Source organism: Archangium sp. (genome assembly GCF_045802675.1).
Lineage (GTDB): Bacteria > Myxococcota > Myxococcia > Myxococcales > Myxococcaceae > Archangium.
Genome location: NZ_JBJMQO010000114.1, coordinates 1 through 18,118, shown reverse-complemented (window position 1 = coordinate 18,118; position 18,118 = coordinate 1). Strand labels below are relative to the sequence as shown.

Here is an 18,118-nt window from a genome sequence, read left to right as displayed (position 1 = left end):
CACGTCCCGGAGGCCCGCGGGAGGCGAATCGTCGGCTGGTCATCGAAGCTGCCGGTCGGCGATTGGCCCTCCGAATTCCATGTTAGGAGGGGCGCGATGTCCCACGCCGTGAGCATTGCCCGTCCAGCCGAAGGCCGACCGGCGCCAGGGCTCGCGCGTGTCCTCCTCCTCCTCGCAGCGGGCTCTCACGATGGACAGCGGCAGTTCTCCCCTTTTGTTCCAGACCGGCATCCCGAGCTTCGACCAGTTGTTGGGCGGTGGCATCCCCCGGCGCCAGAGCCTCATCGTCGCGGGAAACCCCGGTTGCGGAAAAACGATTCTCTGCAGCCAGATCGCCTTCCTCGCCGCCGCGCGCGGGGTGCCGGTGGTGCTCGCCACCGTCACCTCCGAGCCCCATGACAAGCTGATGGAGGCGCTCTCCGGCTTCGCCTTCTTCCAGCGCGAGCTGCTGGGCGAGAAGCTCTTCCTCGTGAGCGCCTACGCCTCGCTGAAGAAGGGCGCCAAGGAGGCGCGCGAAACGCTCCTGCGCACCGTGCGCGAGCGCGGCGCGAAGATGCTCTTCATCGACGGGCTGCGCTCCATCCGCGACCTCTGGCAGGACGAGGCGATGCTGCGCGAGTTCCTCTACGAGCTGGGGATCGGCCTGGCCGCGATGGACTGCATCGGGCTGTTCACCACCGAGTACTCCCTCGAGAAGCTGATGTCGCTGCCGGAAGCGACGACGGTGGATGGCATTGTCTCGCTGTGGGTGAACGCCCAGGGCGGACGCCGCCTGCGCCGGATGGAGGTGGTGAAGCTGCGCGGCCGGCCCCACCTGCCCGGAGATCACCTGATGCGCATCGCGGCTGGGGGCATGGAGATCATCCCGCGGCTCGAGGTGCGCGTCCCCGTGGACGACGGCCCCGCCCCGCCGCGCACCCGGGCCGGCTTCGGCCTGCCCGAGTTCGATCATCTGATGGGGGGCGGGCTGCCCACCCTGAGCACCACCCTGCTCGCGGGCAGCATGGGCATTGGCAAGACGCTGCTCGCCGCGCACTTCGCGGCGGAGGGGGCCCGCCGGGGAGAGCGGACGCTCTTCGTCTCCTTCTTCGAGCCTCCCGCCCAGCTGTTGGCCCGGGCGCAGCGGATCGGCCTGGACGTGCGCGAGGCGTTGGCCAGCGGGGTCCTGACGCTGCTGCACCAGCCACCGTCCGAGCAGGAGGCGGACGCCCTCGTCGACCGCATTCTGCGGGAGGTGGCCCGGCTGGGCATCCAGCGGCTCATCATCGATGGGCTGACGGACCTGGAGCTGTCCATCGCGGACCCCACGCGGCGGCGTAGCTTCCTGGCCGCCTTCAGCATGCACCTGCGCATGGCGGGGGTGACCTCCCTGTTCACCAAGGAGGTGCCGAAGATCGCCGGTACCGAGCTGGACTTCAGCGACACGCCCATCGCCATTCTCGGCGAGAACCTGCTGCTGTTGCGCTACGTGGAGCTGCGCGGCCGCATCCACCGCGTCATGTCCATCCTCAAGATGCGCGACAGCCAGTCCGATGGGGACCTGCGCGAGTTCGAGATCAACGACACGGGCATCCGCGTGCTGGCTCCGATGCGCTCGGCCACGGGGCTGCTGACGGGCCTGGCACGGCCCCTGGGCACGAGCCTCGGAGGTGAAGACAGATGAGCGTCGTCCTCATCGCGGAGGACGAGGAGGCCATGCTGGAGATCTTCGCTCAGGTAGTGGAGGACTTGGGACACCGGGCGCTGCGGGCCCACAATGGCGAGGAGGCCCTGCTGCTGGCGCGTACGGAGCCGCCGGACCTGGTGGTGAGCGACCACATGATGCCCCGGCGCACGGGGGTGGAGCTGCTGCGGACACTGCGGACCGATCCTCGGCTGCGGACCGTGCCGTTCCTGTTGCTGAGCGCCGCGCGCCCCGCGGGCCTGGAAGAGGCCGATGCCTTCCTCGCCAAACCGGTGGATCTCGACACCTTCGAGCACGCGGTGGAGCGGGTGCTGCGCTCGCGCCCCGCTCCGGAGCCCCGCGAGGAGGCCATGCCCACGGGAGCCCGGGCGGAGCGCTCCAGCGGGGCCGTGCGCGAGGAGATGCTCAACTGGGTGGCCCATGAGATCAAGACGCCCTTGAGCTCGGCGCGGCTCAATGCCCAGCTGCTGCTGCGCAAGCAGGCCGAGCGGGACTTCCCCGACGAGAAGAAGTGCACCGAGACCATCCTGCGTCAGTTGGATCGGATGAACGCGCTCGTCACCTCCATCCTCGATGCGGCGCGCCTGTCCGAAGGCAAGGTGGCGCTGCGGCTGGAGCGCGGGGACCTGACGGCTTTCCTCCAGGAGGTGGTGCGGGACTGGCGCGAGCTGCAGCCGCAGGTGGACTTCCACCTGACGGGGGTGGAGCAGCGCGTGGGGCTGTCCTTCGACGCCGAGCGCGTGCGGCACATCCTCAACAACCTCATCTCCAATGCGGTGAAGTACGGCGGAGAGTCGCGGCGCGTCGAGGTGGCCCTCTCGCTGTCGCCCGGGCTGGCCGTCATCCAGGTGCGGGATTGGGGCGTGGGCATCCCCGCCTCGGAGCTGCCCAACATCTTCGACCGCTTCCACCGCGCCGAGGCCGCCAGTGGGCTCGGGCATGGCCTGGGTCTGTACATCGCCGCGGCGATCGCCCGGCTCCACGGCGGCTCGCTCTCCGCGCGCTCGACGTTGGGCGAGGGCTCTACCTTCAGCCTCCGGCTTCCCCTCTCGGGTTCCGGTTTTCGTGTGTGAACCGGGTCCCCCGGTGCGCGCGGTTGGCACCGGGGGGAACCTGGGAGGTCAGTGCAGCAAGTCTTCCTCGTTGTTCTTCTGGGCCGCCTGCCGCGTCAGCCGCGTCACCCACGAGCGGGTGAGGGGCGTCTCGCTCTCGCGTCCCCGGTGCCGGTCCGTGCTGCTGTCCTGCGGCAACAGCCGGTTCATGTGCGCCAGCATCGCCGCCGTCAGGTTCGGCGCCAGCGCCCGGCCCCACGCCGCCAGCTTCGCCGGCAGGCCCACCAGCACCTCCGCGTCGCCCCGGCGGCACGCCTCGAGAATCTTCCGCGCCGCCCGCTCCGCGTTCATCGACATGCCCGGCAGCGAGTCGCCCAGCACGAACCACGCGTACTCCGCCTCGTGGTTGCCCTTGAAGAAGGCGTTGGTCGGGCTGCCCGTCCTCATCAGGCCCGGGCACACCGTCGTCACCAGGATGCCGTCCTGCGCCAGCTCCGTGCGCAGCCCGTCCGACAGGCCCACCAGCGCGAACTTGCTCGCGCTGTACGGCAGCAGGTGCGGGATGCTCACCTTCCCGCCAATGGACGACACGTTCACGATGCGGCCCCAGCCCCGCCGCTTCATCTCCGGGAGCACCGCCAGCGTCATGTAGAGCGGCCCCCAGAAGTGCACGGCCATCGCTTCCTCGAAGTCCTCCTCGGTCATCGACTCGAGCGGGCCCACCTGGATGGTGCCGGCGTTGTTCACCAGCACGTCCACCGCGCCAAAGCGCTCGTGCACCTGCGCCACCAGGGCCTCCACCTGCACCCGGTCGCTCACGTCGCAGGCGAGGGCCAGCACCTCGCCCCCGTCGCGCTCCAGCTCGTCGCGCGCCCGCGCCAGCTCCACCTCCTCCCGGGCCGTGAGGATGACGCGTGCTCCCTCCTGGAGGAACTGGCGCGCCATCACCAGTCCCAGCCCTCGCGAGCCGCCTGTCAGCAACACCGTGCGGCCCTCGAAGCTCACCTTCTCCCGCAGCAGCGCCCGGAGCCCCATCACTGCCCCCATTCCGGCGGCGGTCAGGGCTCCCAGCGACAGACGGGAGGCCTCCTTCTTGTTCCGGCCTGCCATGTCGCTCCTCGCTGTGCGGGGTTCAGGGCGCGAACGCGCCAGTGGTGGCCTCGGGCCCGGTGAGCCTGTCCAATATCCGCAGCAGCTCGGGGTTCGTCGCGTCCTCGCTCGACACGCGGAAGCGCAGGATGCCGAACGAGTCGTAGACGAGGAACGTCGGCACGTCCTCCACGCCGTACGCCTGCTCCATCGAGCCGTCATCCACCGCCACCGGATGCCGGAAGCCCATCCGCTTCACGATGGCCTCGATGTCGTTGGTGTCCAGCGCGTGGCCCAGGTCTTCCCCCGCCATGGGCACGTGGACTCCAATCACCTGCAAGCCCTTGGGAAGGTACTCGTCCAACAGCGTCTTGATCTTCGGCAATTGCTGCTCATTGGCCGGGCTCAACTCGGACCAGAAGTAGAGCAGGGTGGGCCGGCCACGCAGGTCGTGCACGTGCACGGGGGCGTTGATCCAACCCCCCTCGGGATCCAACAGCGTCAAGGGAACGTCGAGCGAGGACATCGGTAGCGCCTCCGCAAGAGGTGGGTGAGGACGCGATTCAAGCTATGCATCCGCACCCCGCATCCCGGAGCCAGACGCCCCTGCGCCCGGCCCCTCCCCACCCGTGCAACCCCCTCCGGGCCCTGCTTGGAGCTCCAGGTTTGACGCAATGGGTCGGGAAAACCCTGTTTAATGGGAATGAAAGGTTTACGGTTCTCAAGGGCTTGGCGTTACAGTGGCGTGACCTGCCAGGCGGACAGCCGGGCGGGTTCCCCCAAGGACGTTCGCCCAGGAGGCGTTCCCATGAAGAATCTCGTCTGCACGGCCCTTGTCGCCGCCACCGCCCTGGTGGGCGCGGAGGCCTCGGCCACCAACTACTCGCTGTGGATCCACGGCCGTAACGGCAACAGCACCCAGGCCGGCAACTACAATGACTTCAGCTACTGGGGCTCGAGCAGCACCGCGGCCGGCGTGAACAAGAAGGCCGTCAACTGGAACGGCACGCAGCGCATCTCCGTCGAGAACTACCGCGTCCGCGACGCGCTCGACTGCTACTGCACCGGCGCCAACTGGTGCTACGTCGCGGTGCACAGCGCGGGCAACCTGCAGATCGGCTACGCGCTGTCCCTGTACGGCAGCTCGGCGCGCACCAAGAAGAACGCCGTCCCCAACGCCAGCGGCGTGTGCGGCAACCTGGATGGCACCACGCAGACGGGCTGGAACATCAAGTGGGTGGACGTGGCCTCGGGCGCCGGCGGTGGCAGCGAGCTGGCCAACCTGGGCGACTGGGCCACGAGCGAGCCGCTCACCAGCGACCTGGTCACCTCCACTGCGCGCGGCATGTACAACCACAACGTGACCACCTCGAAGTGGTTCTACATGTTCGCCGGCGCCAAGGGCACCGTCTACGCGGGCGCGCTGCCGGGCCAGGATGACGAGGCCGTGGCGTACCACTCCACCGGCGGTGTCTCCGTCACCGGCGGCTTCTGCAACCCGGGCGACCTGTTCTGCGACGGCACCCTGAACACGGGCACCACGGCCACCAGCAACGGCAAGGCCAAGTGGTCCTTCCACACGGTGTCGCTGCGCGATGACGGCGAGGCGTACAACCACTACGCCAACGGCGCCTGGGCCGGCATCGTCGGGCCCGTGCGCAGCGACATGGTCACCTACGCCCAGTAGGCCTTCTCTGGCATCATTGGATGTAGCCCCATGAATCCGAATAGCAGCCCCTCCGCCACTCCCCCCCGGCCCGAGCGTCCCGCGCGTCGTGGCCGGTGGCTCCTCTTGCTCGTTCCCCTCGTGCTCGGAGTCGGAGGTGTGCTGCTGTCCGTGGGGCTCATCCGTCCCGGGGCGGGTGCGGTGGATTCGTCCGCGCCCGCTCCGGAGTCTTCCCCCCAGGCCCAGGCCGGGCCCCCGACGCGCGTGCCGGCACGGCCCTCGGCGCCCACGCCCACCGCGGCCCCGCTGTCGCCCGAGGAGGCCGAGCGTGAGGCCCAGCGCGAGCTCTGGCAGAAGCGGCTGGAGCGGGCGCGCTTCACCCTCGACTCCTACCGGCAGTCCACGCGCTTCCCGCCCGAGTCGCGTCCCATCGAGGAGCACCCGGACCTGGTGTACCCCTTCGCGCCCGAGAGCAAGCAGCCGATCAACAAGGAGTCGCGCGACGTCTCGCTGGTGCTCAAGCAGGACAAGGTCTTCGTCGCGGGCGACGAGGTGGTGCGCTTCTTCGTGGGCTGCGAGAACGCGGCCAGCCACCAGCCGCTGCCGTGCGAGGTGCACTCCGCCGTGGCCCACGAGGCCGCGTACCTGGCGCAGGCGGGGCAGGCCAGCTCGGTGCCGCTGGACTTCAACGACTCGGGCCGCAACGGCGACGACGTGGCCGGCGACGGCACGTGGACCGGCAGCTTCCAGCCCGCCAAACAGGGCTTCGCCATGTTCGAGGGCACGCTGCACATCGAGTTCCGCGTGCGCGCCAACGGCAGCATCGAGGGCGGCGCCTTCTTCGACATCACCTTCACCTCGGCCCCTCCCGCCACCTTCACCGGCAAGGTGCGCGAGGTGGTGGAGCAGGGCTCGCTGCAACTGTACGTGGGCCTCCAGGTGCGCAAGGCCGGCCGCTACGTGATGGCGGGGCGCGTGGACGACGCGGGGGGGATTCCCTTCGCTTATGTGATGTTCAACAACGAGTTGGAGGCCGGGGCCCGCGAGGTGCGGCTCACCGTCTTCGGGTTGCTCATCCGCGAGAAGACGCCCGAGTTCCCCCTCAAGCTGCGGGACGTGGAGGGCTTCCTCCTCCGGGAGAACGCGGACCCGGACCGCGAGCTGATGAAGTCCCTCTCCGGTTACGTGCACGTCACCCAGGAGTACACGCCGGACCGCTTCTCGCCCGACGAGTGGACGAGCGAGGAGCGCCAGCGCTACCTCGACGAGTTCACCAAGGACGTGAACGAGGCCGAGGGGACGCTGGGCGGGCTCGGCGGGCCGAAGAGCCCCCCGGCGCCCTGAGAGCGCGCCTCATGGGCCGGGTGCTCGCGGCTCATGGGGCTCCGACGCACGATTTGCGGTCTCGTGACGCGAGCCCGCGCAGTGGTTGCGTCCGGTATTGAGCCAGGCGTTCGGACCCGCGGGTGATTGCGAGGGGCCGAGGGGCCCCGGGTGATCGGCCCGGGCCTTGCTAGGTGAGGGGGTGTTCCCAACCCCTCCCCCAGGGGCCCCTCTCATCCCAGCAGCAAGCGCGAGTGCCCGAATGAGCAGCGTCCAGGCGTTTCCGAACCGCAACACCCCCCCTCCGAGCAACGTCAGCCCGTCCAACAGCCAGGTGACCGACTTGAGGTTGGTCCCGGTGGAGATCGCTCCGGACACCTATTGGGTAGGCAAGCGCGACCCGGGCAACATCTTCTACGCCAATCCCTACCTGCGCCGCTTCCGCGGGACGGATCCCAAGACGGGCCGCCCCAACGAGTTCAACCTGCTCATCGACCCGGGCTCGAGCAGTGACTTCGCCCAGGTGTCCACGAAGGTGACGTCGCTCATTGGCGGGTTGGATCGGCTGAGCGCCGTCTTCATCAACCACCAGGACCCGGACGTGGGCTCGTCGGCGAGCATCATCTCCGCGCGCTACGCGCCCAAGGCCGGCATCCTCTGCTCCGAGGACACCTGGCGGCTCATCGTCCACCAGAACCTGCCGCGCGGCCGCTTCATCGCCACGGAGAAGTTCTCGCACGGGCTCAACGTGCCCACCGGCCACCGGCTGCTGCCGGTGCCCTCGCCCTTCTGCCACTTCCGCGGCGCGGTGATGCTCTATGACCCCGAGACGCGGGTGCTCTTCACGGGAGACCTGTTCGGCGGCGTCACCGACGTCAACGCCCAGGGCCTGTGGGCCGATGAGTCCGACTGGACTGGCATCCGCGCCTTCCATCAAATCTACATGCCGGTGAACCTGGCCCTTCAGCGCGTGGTGGCCACCATCCGCAAGCTGGAGCCGGGGGTGGAGATCATCGCGCCGCAGCACGGCCGGCTCATCCGCGGGCCGCTCATCCAGACGTTCCTGGAGCGGATGGAGAAGCTGCCGGTGGGCCTGGACATCATGGACGAGGCGCAGGATCGCTCGCACCTGCAGGCGTGGAGCGCGGTGCTGGAGCGGGTGCTGACGCTGGCGCGCGGCTACCTGGGCGGCTCGGTGGACGAGAAGCTCCTGGGCAGCACGGAGCTGGCCGAGACGGCCCGCGTGGAGCCGGGCCATGTGTCCATCCAGCGGCTGGGGCGCTGGACGGTGGAGCACGTGGTGGAGCTGCTGTGCCACGGCGAGCCGCCGGAAATCTCCGGCCCCATCATGATGGAGGCCACCACGGCCGCCGCCGAGTACAACCTGCCCACGCCCCACTTGGACATCGAGGGCAATGGCATGGCCTCGAACGTGTCGCTGCTCAACGGCTGACGGCGCCGGCACCGAGGGGAGGCTGCCGTGAGGAACGGAGAGCACGACAGCGTTGTGGCGTACCTGAACCTCGAGGAGGGGGCGGTGGTGCCTGCTCCGGCCGCCGCGCCAGCACCCTCGCGCGATTCGCGGGGGAGCGGGCCGGCGCGCACACTGTTGCTGGGGAGCAGCGAGCACCCGGTGGACCGAGTGCCCGCCGTGCCCGGCCAACCGGTGGTGCGCGGGCTCATCCCGGGGCAGGTGATGGCCGAGCGCTACCGGGTGGAGCGCTGGCTGGGCTCCGGCGGCAGCGCCATGGTGCACGAGGTGACGGACCTGACCACGGGCACGCACCTGGCGCTCAAGGTGCTCGCCGTGCCGAGCGCGGATGCCTCGCAGATCGCCCGCTTCCGCCAGGAGGTGGAGCACGCGCGGCTGTTGGATCATCCCAACATCGTGCGCGTGTACGACGTGGGGGTGGATGGGGAACGGCACTTCCTCACCACCGAGCTGCTGGTGGGGATGGACCTCAAGCACCGCCTGATGGGCCCCCGTCCGACGCTCGCCGAGTCCCTGCGGTGGCTCACGCACGCGGCCGCCGCGCTGGAGCACGCGCACGGGCGCGGCGTGCTGCACCGCGATGTGAAGCCAGGCAATCTCTTCCTCACGAAGCCGGGCATCCTCAAGCTGATGGACTTCGGGCTCGCCAAGAGCGCGCACGTGGCCGGTGTGACGACGCAGGGCGCGGTGCTCGGCACCCCCGAGTACATGGCTCCCGAGCAGATTTCGGGAGCGCACCCGATGTCGCCCGCGAGCGATCTCTATTCGCTGGGCGTGGTGGCGTATGAGCTCTTCACGGGGCAGTTGCCCTTCCGCCACCCACAGCCGGTGCCGCTCATGTTCCTGCACGTGCAGCAGCCGCCCACGCCGCCGCGCACGCTCAATCCGAACCTGCCCGAGCCCTTCGAGCGCATGGTGCTCAAGTTGATGCAGAAGCACCCCGAGCAGCGCTACCCGAGCGCCGCCGCGCTCCGGGCCGACCTCGCCCGGTTGTGGCCGCTCGCGCTGCCCCCGAAGGCGACGAGCCGGTAGCCGGTGTCACGGCTCCGGGGGCGGACTGTCGAGGCCCCTGAGCTGCTCCTCGGCGGCCTGCCGGAATCGCGGCACGACCTCCACGGCGAGCACGTCGCGCATCTGCTGGCGCGCACCTTCGAGATCGCCCGCGTCCCGGAGGCTCGTCATCCGGAACATCGCGCGAGTGAGCCGTTTCTTGGCCTCCCGGAAGCGGGAGAGAATCATTCGCATGAGGGCCTCGGCGCCTTCCGGGCTCGCGAGGGCCTCTTCCGTCTCGGCATTGTCGATGCCCGCCGTGGGGGCGGTCCGGCGGAGGATGGCGCGCAAGTCGTCGGAGAGCTCCAGGGCGTGTCCCTGCTGAATGCGGCGCTCGAGAACCGCGAGCTGGTCCCGGTCGGGGAGGTTCGCACTCACGCGCCCGGTGGCAGCGACCTCCGCGAGCTCGGACAGCTTCCGGAGGGTTTTCTCGGCTTGCTCCCGGTAGAGGGGAACCACCTCCACGGCGAGCACGTCGCGCATTTGCTGACAGGCGCCCTCCACGTCCCCCTCGCCCCGAAGGTCATACATCGTCAGCCGTGCATCATCGAGCCGGTCTGCACCATCGTCTATCCGTCGCACGGCCTCTTCCAGCAACGTGCTGGCCGTGGTCACGCTACGCAAGGCGTCCTCGGCGTCCGGCTGGCTGATGCCCACCTCTTGAGCGGTCCTGAGTAGCAGTGCGCGCGTGCCTTCCGTCAGCTCCAGCGGCTCGCCATCCTCGAGCACTCGCTGGGCCAGGTCACGGACTGGCTTCCAATCAATCTCGGCCGACATGGTCAATCGCCTTTGCCTGGAATTGCGTCCACGGGGGCTACTCGTTCGCGGTGACGAAGGCGTAGGCCTCCGCGCGGATGGCGGCGCTCGGGTGCTGGCGCAGGGCTCGCAGCCTCCGGGCCGCGTCCTCGCGCCAGTGCAGCCGCTGTCCCGCCACCGCGACGAGCTCCACCGCCGCGAGCGGGGCCTCCGTGGTCAGTTGGTCCGCGAGCTCCAACAGCGACTCGGGCGTCCACTCGGCCTGGGGGTTTCCCACCGAGGCCGCCACGATCGTGGCCAGCGTCCGGGCGAACAGCGGCTCCTCGCGCACCTCCGCCGCCAGCTCCAGCACCCCCTTCGCCGCGCTCCCCGCGTCGCGCCAGTCGAGCCCACTGAGCCGGAGCTGGGCGATCTCGGGCCACAGCGAGGCGTCCCGCGCGAGCACCCGCGCCACCTCGCCCAGGTGCGTCCGCAATCGCACACGCACGGGCCTCGGCAAGGACAGCAATTCCTGGCAGAGCGTCTTCAATCGCTGTCGCGCGGGCACGTCCCGCTCGGGCGTCGCGTCCTGGTTCCCGGGCACGGGCGTGGCGAGGAGCGACGTCAGGCAGGCCACCACCTGCTCGAAGGCCTTGCCCTCCCGCGTGGCCTCCACCAGCGCCCGTCCGGCCTCGCGCCACTCGGCTCCGCCAGCGAGGTCCAACACCCGCCCGGCTGCCTCGCGCGCCACCGGCTCCTCCATACCGGCGGACCAGCTCGGGAGCGCCTCGAAAGCCTGGCGGCGCACGGTGAGCTCCGGATGGCGTGACACCTGGAGCACGAGCGCCGCGTAGCGCGGCCGGGCCTCCGGCGCCAGCAGGGCCGGGCGCTGGTCGAGGAGGCTCGCGGCCACGTACTCGTCCGGGCTTTGGGCCATGGCCTCCAGCAACTCCCACGTGGCCGCGTCATCGAGCAACTGGCGCGCGGCATGGCCCACGGCGATGCGCACGTCCCGGTGCAACTGGGGTTTGTCCCACTGCTGGCGGAGCAGGGCCACGCTGCGCGGAGTGCGGAAGGCGCCGAGCAGCCGCATCGCCTCCTTGTGCACCGTCACCTTGAGCTTCTCGCGGGAGAGCAGCGCGCCGAGCGCCGAGGAGAACGTCTCGGGGGAGACGAGCTTCGCCACGCGCGGCACCGCGTACATGGCCACCCGCGCGCGATCTCCATCGAGGTTCTCCAGCAGCAGGGGCAGCCCCGCCTCCGGCCGGTCCAGCCACGCGAGCGCCCCCAGCGCCGCCTCCACCGTGGGCACGTCCTTCACGCCGAGGAAGGGCGTGAGCATGTCCACCGTCACCACCTGCAGGCGCGGGAGCACGTGCAGCACGCTCATCCGCTCCCAGGCGCTGCGCTCGGTGTCCCGGCCGATGTGCTGCAGCAGCTCGAGGAAGCGCCGCTGCTGGCGCGGCAGCCATCGGTGGAGGCCGTCCCGCACCGGAGGCACCCAGCCCGTCTTCCCCGTGCTGAAGCGCCCCTTGAGGCGCCGCCCCTGGAGGTATGGGTCCAACCACTCCTGCCGGCGCCGGTGCAGGTGCTCGAAGACGTGCGGGAAGGTGACGATGCTCTCGTCCCGGTCGAGCAGCTTGCGCACCCGCACGTCCCGCGTGCGCGGCGGGGCGAGCCACAGCTGGATGGCCGACTGCGCGAGCCACTCGGGCGTGGCCTCGGTGATGGGCTCGAGCAGGGCCTGGAGCATGTCCACGTTCCACGCGCGCCGGCCGAGCGCCTGCGTCAGCGTGAGGATGAGCCCGTAGCTCTCGCGCTGGCCCGCCGAGCGGATCATCGGCAGCAGGGCCGCGAAGAGGTGGTGCTCGGTGCCGCGCGGCAGGTCGCGCTCCAGTGGAGGCAGGACGAGCGTGCCGGACTGGCCGGCCAGCCGCTTCAGCGTGTCGAGCGCGAAGCGGAACAGCGGGCTCTCGGGGGCGGTGGCGTGGGCGCGGATGAGCCGGAAGGCCAGGTCCTGAAGCGTGCCCTGTGTGCCGCGCGAGGTGTCCCGCGCCTCGACGACGTACGTCACCAGCGTCTCGAGGGCGGGAATGTGCCCGGGCTCGAAGACGGACGTGGGCACCCGCGCGAGCGCGGACAGGGCCGCGAGGCGCACCGGATCCTGCTCGTTCTTCAGCCGCGAGAGGGACGCGAGCGTCTCGGTGAGGCCCCGGCGGGACAGGCCCGTGCTGGACACGAGCAGCGCGAGCGCCCGGGCTCTGTCTTCGGCCTTGCTGGCGAAGGCGGCCTTCTGGAGGGGCTCGCGCGCGTTCTCGATGGTGCGCAGGGCGTGCAGGGATAGCTGGAGGTCCTTGTTCTCCTGCACCTCGCGCAGGCCGAGCTGACGCACGGCCTCGGCGTCACGCGTGGCGTGGGGGAGCGTGAAGAGGAGGTCCTCGGGGAGCACGCGCGGCGAGGTGCCCTCGAAGGCATGGGTGAAGAGAGCGGGGCGCTCGGAGGGGGGCAGGGCCTCCAGGAAGGCGGCGAGGTGGTGGGGAGCCTCCGCGAGCGTTCGCGCGAGGGCGAGCCGCTGGGGCGGGGAGAACGCCCTGGCCTGGCGCAGCAGGCCCTTGGAGAGCCCGTAGGAGAGCAGGGTGACGCGGTATGCGGGACGGGTGAGGAGCGCGAAGAGCTGCTCGGGGTGGCGTCGCGTGAGGCGCGGGAAGGTGTCCGTCACGAAGCGCGGCAGCGTGTCCGGCGGCGAGAAGTCGCGTACGAGCGCCAGCACCGCCTCGCCCCGGTAGAGCGTCAGCACGGAGAGCGGTGAGCGGTAGCGCTCGAGGAGGTTGGTGCGCTCGCGCTCCGGTGCCTCGGCGAGGCGCGAGCGCAGGAAGTCCAGCACCGCGTCCGGGTAGCGGTGCACGAGCGAGTCCCAGGCGTGCAGCGTGTGCTCGAGCTCGGGGAGGAGGCGGCGCACCGTGTCCGCGTCGAGCGCGGGGACGAGCAGGGCCGCTTCCGCCGCGCCGTGGCGGGAGCGGACGACGGGCAGCAGCCGGGCCGCGAGCGCGCTCCGGCGGGCCCGCACCACGCCCTTGAGGACCATGCGGCGGGTGAACGGCGCCAGTTCCGGAAGGAGACGCTCGAGGGCCGCGTCGTCCTGGATGAATGCCCCGGCGCAGGCGGCGGCCCGGCCCCGCACGAGCGTGGAGGGGTGGGTGAGGCCTCGCAGCAGGACGGCCTCGTCGCGCGCGCCCTGGGCCATTTCGAGCGCCAGGCAGGCCTCGTACGCCTCACCGGACAGGAGTTCGTTCATCAGCCGCGTCAGAGCGGGGTCGCCCCGGCCATCGCGTCCCAGCGTGGCGGCCCGAGCGATGCGGGCTCTGTATCCCAGTGAGTCCAGCTCCGACAGCAGCGCTTCGCGCGACGGTACCTGCATGGGTGCTCCCTCCCGGAGCCGGCGAGGTTAGACCAGAGCGCGCCATGGGGTCTGGAGTCCCCAGCCCGTGGACGGCCGGGCCGGGGCCCTGGAGTCTGGACACCCCAGGCGCCCGTGTCCTTTCGCGGGGTTGGCGGCGGCCCTCTGCTTGCTCTTGCCCGGGGCAGGAGGAACAGCCGATGCGAATCGATAGCGCGGGTTGGACGCACGTGGGCCGCCGCTCCCACAACGAGGACGCGTGGATGGCTCGGGCCGACCTGGGCCTGTTCGTCGTGGCCGACGGGCTCGGGGGCTACGAGGGCGGTGAGGTGGCCAGCCGCTGCGTGGTGGACACCTTCTCGGGCTTCCGCGAGCGCCTCGCCGAGGACCCCGAGGCCACCTGGCCCCACAATCTCCGGCCCGAGCTCAGCCGCGAGGAGGACCTGCTGCTCAACTGCACCTTGCTCGCCCAGCGCGCGGTGCTCGCGCGCCGCGTGGGGCACCTGCGCGAGATGGGCTCCACGGTGGTGGCGCTCGCTTTCGGGGAGCGGGGCGCGGCCGTGGCGCACGTGGGGGACAGCCGGCTCTACCGGCTGCGCGAGGGGCGGTTGGAGGCGCTGACCCGCGACCACTCGGTGCTCGAGGAGATGCGCGCGGCCGGCGGCGAGGTGCCCTCGCGCCGCGAGAGTCCCTATGGGCACCTGATTACCCGGGCGCTGGGGACGGAGAACGCCGAGCCCAGCGTGGGGCGGCTCGAGGTGCGCGCGGGAGATGTGTATCTGCTGTGCTCGGATGGGTTGTATGAGCCACTCGGGCCGGAGCGGCTGGCCGCGCGGTTGGGGCAGCCGGGGCGCGCGCTCGATGTGGCCGAGGGGCTCGTGCACGAGGCCTATGTGGCGGGTGGCACGGACAACATCACCGGCATCGTGGTGAGCGTGGGGGCGGAGTAGGGCGTACGTGCGGTTCGTCGCGGAACAGAGGCGCGCGGGGTTGATTTCCCCTCCGTGTGCCTCACCCTTGCTCCCCCGCTTGAATGAGGGGATGGCTCAGGTGCGAGCGGCAGTCCGGGCCCGGGCCGAGGCGCTCGATTGTCTCGCGCAGAACCTTCGGCCCGGCCTAGGGGCGCATCAAGGCGAAGGGCCTGTCTATCTTTGGCCTCCCTCACAAAGGCGCCTTTAGGGTGGTGAAGGTCGCTCTTTTCTGGAGGGGGCTTGGCCCGGAGATTGGGCTGCGGTGCGACCAACCCTGAATGAGCATCCACCCTGTCTCGGAGGCTCCTGTGCGCAGTCCGGTTTCAGGAGTCACTTCCCCATGGAGATTTTGTGCGACAGCATCGACAAACAGGTCTGCTAATTTTCTTGTGTTTCATTCTGACAAACTGCTCCAGGACGGAGCGGTCCACAGAGGCGTCACGTCTCACCACTACGCGGCAGGGGGTCACCCTCGACGAAGGGACGTGGAGCAGGACGGGGCTTTTGGCCAATGCACGACTGCTCCATACCGCCACGGTCCTGGAAACCGGCCATGTCCTCGTCGTCGGTGGGTATAACGCCTCCGCGGAGGTCTATGACCCCGAGACCGGTATCTGGCGCGGCGTCGGCGCAGCCCCCAATGCCTATCGCGAGGCGAGCGCCACCCGCTTGCTCGACGGTCGGGTGCTGGTGGCAGGAGCGGGCGACTGGAACCCTGCGGTCTCCGCGGCGCTCTACGACCCGGTCGCGGAAACCTGGCAGCCGACGGGGGCACTGCTTCAAGCCCGCCGCAATCACACGGCCACCCTTCTGCCCAGCGGCAAGGTGCTCGTCGTCGGCGGAGCGAGCGAGAGCGATGACGAGGAGGCCCTGGCCACGAGCGAGCTGTACGACCCGCAGAGCGGGCTGTGGACGTCCGCCGGGGCGCTCGGTACGGCGCGTCGCCACCACACCGCAACCCTGCTTCCCGACGGCCGGGTGCTGGTGACGGGCGGCACCGACTCGGCAGGAGCTCGTCTGAGTTCCGCAGAGGTGTTCGACGTGGCCAGCGGAACCTGGCAGGCCGTGGGAGCCATGACGCTGGCTCGTGTCGACCACAGCGCTACCCTGCTGCCCGACGGGCAGGTGCTGGTCGCGGGGGGCGGTGGGGAGGATTTGAACAGTAGCGCTTCGGCGGAGCTGTTCTCGCCCGCCAAGGGCACCTGGCGCACCACCGCAAGCATGGCCTCTCCACGCCGTCACCACTCGGCCACCCTGCTGCCCGACGGCCAGGTGCTGGTGGTGGGGGGCTACCACGACTACACCGGCATCCAGACTTCCGCCGAGGCCTATGACCCTGCCCTGGGAATCTGGCAGCCCGCGGGCCACATGGCGGTGGGGCGCTACCAGCACACGGCGGTGCTCCTGGAGAATGGCCACCTGCTGGTGGTTGGCGGCTTCAGCAACGGCGACCAATCCTCCGCGGAACGCTATGCACCCGCCGCGTCGCCGACCCCCGCGAGCACCCGCCTGCTCGTGCAGGTGATGGACGCCTCCGGCCAGCCCATTCCCACCGCGGTGCTCCAGACCCTGGAGGCGACCTTCCCCGTCGATGCCTCGGGACGCCAGCTCTTCGAGGGACTGACGGGTGAACAACTGAGGGTACGCGTGGATGCGCCCGGCTACGCCCCGGCCGTCGCGGTCGTGCCGCTGCGGGCAGGGGGCCTCGTGCACCGTGGCATCCGGCTGCTCGCCCTGGGCGCGCCTCGCTCCTTCGACGCCGAGCAGGGGGGCTCGGTCCAGGCGCCTGGGGTGCGCGTCTCCATTCCCCCGCAGGCCGTCGTGGATGCCCTCGGCAACCCCGTCACCGGGCAGGTGCAGGTCACCCTTGCCTTCGTGGATTCGGCCTCGGACCCCGCGGCGCTGCCTGGCCCGAACCTGGGCGTGCGCGCGGCGGGCGGGGAGGCGGTGGAGCTCGGGGAGCAGCTCATGGCCGAGGTCAGCCTCTGGGCGGGTGGCGCCCCCGCTCAGGTGGCTCCGGGGAAGAGCGTTCAGCTGGAGCTCGAATTGCCCGAGGCCTGGGCAAGCAATTATCAGACAGGGGACGCGCTGTCCGCGTGGTGGCTCGATTTGTCGGACTTCGCCTGGCACGAGCAGGGCATGGGGACCATCCAGCCGTCGAGCGCGAGCCCCGACCGGCTGAGTTGGGTGGTGGACGTCCAGCACTTCACCGCGTGGAGCATGGCTGGCCCGCCGGGGCGGGCGGGGGCTCGATGCTCCAGCGCGTCTCAGTGCCAGAGCGGCCTCCTCTGCACCTCCCGAGGCGTCTGCTGGCCTCCGGGAGGAGCCGGGGCGCTCTGCGCCAACGCCTCGGAGTGTCAGAGTGGCTACTTCTGCACCGTCAACGCCACCTCTCCCTACGCGCTGGGGGGCGTCTGCCAGAGACATCGATTGGAGGGGGAATCCTGCACCATCATTGCTCGGTGCCAGAGCGGCCTCAACTGCTCCTCCAGCTCCAGCGCCTATTCTGTTGGCGTCTGCTGGGCACCGCGAGGGCCGGGGCAGACCTGCAATAGCACGTATCAGTGCCAGAGCGGCCTCTCCTGCAACTCCAGCGGATACTGCGGGCCGCCGGGCGGGTTGTGCACCAGCTCGGCTCAGTGCCCAAGCGGCACCTACTGCAACTCCAAGAGAGTGTGCCGGATTCAGGGAGGGGAGTGGGCCTATTGCGACGTCCCAATGGATTGCAAGAGCGGCCTCGCTTGCTCCAGCGGTTACTGTCGGCTCCCTGGCGCGGAGGGGACTTCGTGCACCAGCACGTCCGATTGTCAGAGCGGCCTCTCCTGCACCTCCGGCGTCTGCCGTTCGGGCGGCTCGGGTGGTTCAGGCGGTGGAGGAACTGGAGGAACTGGAGGCACGGGTGGGACTGGGGGCACCGGAGGAACTGGAGGCACGGGTGGTACCGGAGGGACGAGCCTCAGTTGCTCTCTGTCAGCGAACAGCTCCGATGTGCCCGCTGGCGACTCGGTGACCTTCACCCTCAATACCTCCGGCTTCCTGCCCGGAGGTTCCAGCGCCTACTGGAATGGCACCAGGAACGGGGTGACGGACGTCGCGAACCAGCTGCTTACTACTACTACCGTCAGCGGGAGTGGCGTCACCATGACCATCGCCTATGCCAACGCGTCTGGCCGTGACGGCAGCTACATGCGCTACGTCGTCATCAAGGATGCCTCGGGGGCCCTCCTGTGCCAGACCAACCCGGTGTACGTCACCTTCCGTCCGCCGGGCAGCTGCGATCCGAGGAACGGATCCCACGGTCAGATGTGGGTGAACGATGGCGCTAGCCTTGGTCTGTATTTGTACCACAACGTGTGGTGTAGCGTCGGCACCGTCTTGCCTGCGCAGTGCTGGGAGAACGGTACCTATTACTATTCCCAGTACGTTGTAAGCCAATCCTGCTCGTCGGTGGGAAGCAACGGCTCGTGCTACGATCCCGATGCTTCGTGGAGCGTAACCTGTAATTCGCTCATCGACTGCACCTATAACTGCAGCGGGCAGTGTGTGCGGACGAAGTGCTGAACATCCTGAGCCATCCCCTCATTCTCGCGTCGTAACCATGAGGGGATGGCTCGGGAGCGCTACCTCAAGTGCAATACGGTGAAGACGCGGACCTATTC

General features: G+C 69.9%; 12 protein-coding genes. 8 read left to right on the top strand and 4 right to left on the bottom strand.

Annotation, left to right across the window (positions count from 1 at the left end):
* Positions 1 to 214: 214 nt before the first annotated feature.
* Both ACJ8AN_RS32145 and ACJ8AN_RS32140 read left to right on the top strand, forming a co-directional pair.
* Positions 215 to 1,663 carry an RAD55 family ATPase gene (locus ACJ8AN_RS32145; RefSeq protein ID WP_407759357.1) on the top strand — a complete coding sequence of 483 codons (1,449 nt, stop codon included), beginning with the start codon at positions 215 to 217 and terminating at the stop codon, positions 1,661 to 1,663.
* On the top strand, positions 1,660 to 2,757 hold the full coding sequence (locus ACJ8AN_RS32140) for an ATP-binding protein (protein ID WP_407759356.1): 1,098 nt from the start codon (positions 1,660 to 1,662) through the stop codon (positions 2,755 to 2,757). Before ACJ8AN_RS32145 ends, ACJ8AN_RS32140 begins: the two co-directional genes overlap by 4 nt.
* 48 nt (positions 2,758 to 2,805) lie before the next feature.
* Here ACJ8AN_RS32140 and ACJ8AN_RS32135 read toward each other — a convergent pair whose 3' ends face one another.
* Together ACJ8AN_RS32135 and ACJ8AN_RS32130 are read right to left on the bottom strand one after the other, a co-directional pair.
* Positions 2,806 to 3,846 (bottom strand): SDR family NAD(P)-dependent oxidoreductase, encoded by a 1,041-nt coding sequence (locus ACJ8AN_RS32135; protein ID WP_407759355.1) that lies wholly within the window; start codon positions 3,844 to 3,846, stop codon positions 2,806 to 2,808.
* A 22-nt stretch (positions 3,847 to 3,868) separates the two neighbouring features.
* Entirely contained in the window at positions 3,869 to 4,351 is a 483-nt protein-coding gene (locus ACJ8AN_RS32130; protein WP_407759354.1) for a TlpA family protein disulfide reductase, read from the bottom strand.
* A gap of 282 nt (positions 4,352 to 4,633) precedes the next feature.
* On the opposite strand from ACJ8AN_RS32130, the gene ACJ8AN_RS32125 reads away from it, so the two are divergent.
* From ACJ8AN_RS32125 to ACJ8AN_RS32110, 4 genes are all read left to right on the top strand, one after another.
* Complete coding sequence (locus ACJ8AN_RS32125) at positions 4,634 to 5,512, top strand: hypothetical protein (RefSeq protein WP_407759353.1); 879 nt, start codon at positions 4,634 to 4,636, stop codon at positions 5,510 to 5,512.
* Between the two features lie 30 nt (positions 5,513 to 5,542).
* Positions 5,543 to 6,835, top strand: coding sequence for a hypothetical protein (locus ACJ8AN_RS32120; RefSeq protein WP_407759352.1), 1,293 nt, complete (start codon positions 5,543 to 5,545; stop codon positions 6,833 to 6,835).
* A gap of 241 nt (positions 6,836 to 7,076) precedes the next feature.
* On the top strand, positions 7,077 to 8,267 hold the full coding sequence (locus ACJ8AN_RS32115) for an MBL fold metallo-hydrolase (protein WP_407759351.1): 1,191 nt from the start codon (positions 7,077 to 7,079) through the stop codon (positions 8,265 to 8,267).
* A gap of 27 nt (positions 8,268 to 8,294) precedes the next feature.
* Positions 8,295 to 9,338, top strand: coding sequence for a serine/threonine-protein kinase (locus tag ACJ8AN_RS32110; RefSeq protein WP_407759350.1), 1,044 nt, complete (start codon positions 8,295 to 8,297; stop codon positions 9,336 to 9,338).
* Between the two features lie 6 nt (positions 9,339 to 9,344).
* On the opposite strand, the gene ACJ8AN_RS32105 is transcribed toward ACJ8AN_RS32110, so the two are convergent.
* Both ACJ8AN_RS32105 and ACJ8AN_RS32100 read right to left on the bottom strand, forming a co-directional pair.
* Positions 9,345 to 10,133 (bottom strand): DUSAM domain-containing protein, encoded by a 789-nt coding sequence (locus tag ACJ8AN_RS32105; protein WP_407759349.1) that lies wholly within the window; start codon positions 10,131 to 10,133, stop codon positions 9,345 to 9,347.
* Positions 10,134 to 10,170: 37 nt separating this feature from the next.
* Positions 10,171 to 13,509, bottom strand: coding sequence for a hypothetical protein (locus ACJ8AN_RS32100; RefSeq protein WP_407759348.1), 3,339 nt, complete (start codon positions 13,507 to 13,509; stop codon positions 10,171 to 10,173).
* Between the two features lie 179 nt (positions 13,510 to 13,688).
* Between ACJ8AN_RS32100 and ACJ8AN_RS32095 the strand changes: the two genes are divergently transcribed.
* Positions 13,689 to 14,438, top strand: coding sequence for a PP2C family protein-serine/threonine phosphatase (locus tag ACJ8AN_RS32095; RefSeq protein WP_407759347.1), 750 nt, complete (start codon positions 13,689 to 13,691; stop codon positions 14,436 to 14,438).
* A 525-nt stretch (positions 14,439 to 14,963) separates the two neighbouring features.
* Positions 14,964 to 18,020 carry a kelch repeat-containing protein gene (locus ACJ8AN_RS32090; protein WP_407759346.1) on the top strand — a complete coding sequence of 1,019 codons (3,057 nt, stop codon included), beginning with the start codon at positions 14,964 to 14,966 and terminating at the stop codon, positions 18,018 to 18,020.
* The last annotated feature ends 98 nt before the right edge of the window (positions 18,021 to 18,118 follow it).